The organism is Streptomyces sp. OfavH-34-F, assembly GCF_022347745.1.
In the GTDB taxonomy this organism is placed as follows: domain Bacteria; phylum Actinomycetota; class Actinomycetes; order Streptomycetales; family Streptomycetaceae; genus Streptomyces.
Map to the genome: position 1 here is coordinate 1 of NZ_JAKRGC010000451.1, position 3,971 is coordinate 3,971.

Annotated in this window: 2 protein-coding genes and 1 pseudogene; all 3 read left to right on the forward strand. The window is 75.0% G+C overall.

Features of this window, described 5'->3' with window-relative positions; genetic code table 11:
• Window positions 1-105: 105 nt before the first annotated feature.
• Window positions 106-1,632 (forward strand): hypothetical protein, encoded by a 1,527-nt coding sequence (locus MHW47_RS33095; protein WP_239227543.1) that lies wholly within the window; start codon window positions 106-108, stop codon window positions 1,630-1,632.
• A 106-nt stretch (window positions 1,633-1,738) separates the two neighbouring features.
• Complete coding sequence (locus MHW47_RS33100) at window positions 1,739-2,656, forward strand: hypothetical protein (protein WP_239227544.1); 918 nt, start codon at window positions 1,739-1,741, stop codon at window positions 2,654-2,656.
• 72 nt (window positions 2,657-2,728) lie between these two features.
• Window positions 2,729-3,971: pseudogene (locus MHW47_RS33105) on the forward strand (hypothetical protein); the annotation flags it as partial.

The following is a 3,971-nucleotide window of genomic DNA, read 5'->3' on the forward strand; positions in this document are numbered from 1 at the left end:
GGGGCACGGCCGGGCGACACGGCGCACGCACGGCCGAGCGAGGGCGCCGGCGGCCCTTCTGCGCCGTTTCGACCGTTGTCAGTCCGAGGACCTAATCTGTGCACCGTGACTTCGCCTGCCTACACGGACAACGCTGCGCCCCAGCTCAGCGCGGGACCGCGGCCCGCACCGGGCCCGGCCGCCGACGAGGGGCTGTCCCGGCGGCTGCGCGCGCTCGCCTGCACGGCGCCGCTGCACGACCTGGACGTCCGCAAGGCGAACCTGGCCGGTGAGTACAGCGGCTACGCGATGGCCGAGGTCGCCCTCGCCGCCATCGACCACGTCACGCTGAACATGGACTTCGACACCGGCGCGGACCACGACCAGATAGTGACCAGACTCCTCCCGCGCGTCGCCGCCCAGGCCCCCGCCCGCCCCGCCGCCGAGCACGAACGGGTCGCCCGCTGGGTCCTGGAGAACCTGATCAACGTCGGCAGCGTGGACCGCGGATTCCGCGCCGTCTACGGCACCTTCGGCCCCGACGGCGTCTACGTCCGCCGCGACTACGACTTCAAGCTCATCGAGGAGGTCCCCGGACACGGCGGCAGCGTCTACCTCCGGGCCACCGACGAGGCGGTCAACGTCCTGGTCGGCGCCCTCGACACGGACGTCACCAGCGCCCAGATCGCCGCCGAGGTCAAACTGGAGGTGCTGATCAGCCGGGGCAGGCTGGCCGACGCCCAGCTCGCCGCCGAACAGGCCCGCTACCGGACCGTCCAGTACGCGGAGACCCTGCGCAAGACCCTCGACGCCACCCGGCGCAACGTCCGCGCCGTCGACTGGCTCAACGCCGTACCCGACATGATCGCCGAGGCACTGGACCACGTCGCCGACCGCTACCGCCACGAGAACGCGATCCTCACCAACATCCGCAAGGCCCGCGACGAGGCCGAGGACCCCGAGCACAAGCGCCGCGCCGCCGAACTCGTGGACATCGTCAAGGACTGCATCCGCCGCCACACCCAGCTCCAGTCCCGGCTGCTGGAGGCCGGTCCGCTCTTCCGCGCCGAACAGGACCGGCAGGCCTTCGCCGCACCCACCGCCCGCACCGGCCTCGACCTGTACGGGCAGCTCCTCGGCCCGCTGCTGCCGCTCCCCGTCGAGCGCGCCGGCCGCGTCACCGACGCCTTCTTCGCCCACGGCACCGGCCTGCGCACCCCGGCCTGCGTCCGGGTGGGCGACCTCGTCGACCTGCTGCTCAGCCCGCCGCCCGCCCGCGAACACCTCGGCGCAGAGATGCCCGAGCCCGACCTGATCGCCACCCCGGACGACAGCCGGTTCAGCGAGGAGCAGCTGGCCGCCGCGATGGAACTGCTCGACCTGGAGCACGACGCGCCGCGCCGGCTCTCCGGCCTCCTCGCCGACGCCCGCCGCACCGACCCCGACCTGCCCTATCTGGTCGCCCTGCTCGCCGTCCACGCCGCGAGCCCGCCGGTCGGCACCGCCTACCGCCAGGGGGAGCGGCGCCTGCTGTTCTCCGTGGACGACGGCACCCCCCTGGACGACGAGGAGTTCGGCGGCGCCGACCTGATCGTCGGCACCGCCCTGCTCGACGCCGCCGGCATGGCCGCGGACCGCTCGGAGGCGCCGTGACCCCCGCGCCCCGCGACCCCCGGACCGCACCCGTCCTCCGCCGGTCCATTCGTCCCGCTTCGCCCCGCCCGTACCGCCGTACCGTCCGCACCGAGGAGCCAGTGTCGTGAGCGACCACCGCGCAGAGCACACCGACGCGTGGGGCGAGCCCGCCGACCGGCCCGCCCCCGCCCACGAACCCGACCGGCCCGCCCCCGCGCCCGCCGTCACCCCCGCCGACGCGGCCGACGCCGCCCGGCTCGTCGCCTTCGGCCTCCAGCCCAAGCTGCTGCCCGCCCGCGACGCCGAGTACGCCGAACTCCTCCGCCGCTACCGGGAGGACCCCGCCTTCGCCCGGCTCGCCGACGCCGTCGCGACCGGCCTCGGCCTCATCGTCCTGGAGGTGTCCCCCCGGGCCGGCATGGCCGTCACAGCGGGCGAGGACTCGGTGTTCGCCGTCCGCATGGGCGACTACGCGCGGCGCGCCTCCTCGGACAGCGCCGACCGCTTCCTGCACGGCCTCGCCCATCTGGCCGTCGCCGCCATGGCCTTCCCGCGCCCCGAGGACCTCGCCGACGACGCCTACATCGGGCGGATCACCGTCAACGGCGTCGACGCCTTCGTCCGCCAGGCCTGCCACCGCCTGGAAGAGCGCGCCGAGCAGCAGGGCGACAACACCGACCCGGCCAGCGACGCCCCGGGCCTGGAGGCGGGCTGGCGCGTCTACGCCCGGCGCAGCGCCACCGGCGCCACCAAGGACGCCCGCCGGCTCGCCGGCTCCACCACCGGCATCATCGGCAAGGCCGTCGCCTTCCTCACCGACTCCGGCTTCCTCCAGCGCACCGGCGACGACGCCGGAGGCACCTACCGCACCACCGCCCGCTACCAGCTCCAGGTCCGGGACATGGCCGGCAGCGCCGCCATGGCCGAACTCCTGGAGCTGGGCGTCGTCCCCGTCACCGACGGAAGCGCCACCCTGCTGCCGCCCCCGGACCCCGACGACCTGGAACTGGCCGCCGACGCGGGCCTGCCCTTCCACGGCTGACCGCCGCCGGGCCCGCCCGCCCCCCCCACCGACGTCTTCCCACCGCTTTCCGAACGACGAGAGTCCGCCGCCATGTACGAGCTGTCCCGCGTCCGCCTCTACTCCATCGGGCCGGCCGGCGCACGCTACGCCGACACCGTGCTCGACCTGCGCGGCGTCGGCGAACCCGTGCCACGCCCCGCCCCGGCGCAGGCGGAGTTCTTCGAGGAGGAGCCGGTCGGCCCGCCGCGCCGCCCCGCCCCCGCGGGCGTCCTCTTCCTGGAGAACGGCGGCGGCAAGTCCGTCCTGCTGAAGCTGATCTTCTCGGTGATGCTGCCGGGCCACCGCAACACCCTGGGCGGCGCCAGCTCCGGCGTCCTGCGCAAGTTCCTGCTCGCCGACGACTGCGGCCACGTCGCCCTGGAGTGGCAGCACACCCTGACCGGCGAGTGCGTCGTCGTCGGCAAGGTCAGCGAGTGGCGCGGCCGCCAGGTCTCCAACGACCCCCGCAAGTTCGCCGAGGCCTGGTACTCCTTCCGGCCCGGCCCCGGACTCGGGCTCGACTCGCTGCCCGTCGCCGAGTCCACCGCCGTCGGCCGCCCCGCCGAAGGGGCCTCCGGCGCCCGCGGCCGGCGCCGCACCATGAAGGGCTTCCGCGACGCCCTCACCGAGGCCGGGAAGTTCTACCAGCACCTCGACGTGCACTGGGAGGAGATCCACGACCGCTGGAACGAACACCTCGGCGAACTGGGCCTCGACCCCGAACTCTTCCGCTACCAGCGCGAGATGAACGCCGACGAGGGCGAGGCCGCCGGCCTCTTCGCCGTCAAGAAGGACTCCGACTTCACCGACCTGCTGCTGCGCGCCGTCACCGACACCCGCGACACGGACGGCCTCGCCGACCTCGTCAGCGGCTTCGGCAACAAGCTCGGCCGCCGCGCCGAACTCACCGCCGAACGCGACTTCACCGCCGGCTCCGTCGACCTCCTCGGCCGCATCGTCGAAGCCGCCGACACCCGCGCCCGCGCCCGCGACATCCACGCCGCGGCCGAGCGCCGCACCCGCACCCTCGCCCGCCGCCTCTCCGCCCGCGCCGGCGAGGAACGCGGCCGCGCCGCCGAACTGGCCCAGCAGGTCACCGGCGCCGCCCACACCGTCACCGGCGCCGAGGAGACCCGCCGGCACAGCGCCCTCATCTCCGCCGAACTCGCCTACCGGCACGCCTCGCTGGCCCTGACCGCCGCGGAGAAGAGCGCCGCGGCCCAGCGCCGCGAACTGGGCGACGCCCGCACCCTGCACTCCGCCTGGCAGGCCGCCGAGGCCGTCCTGCGCCACC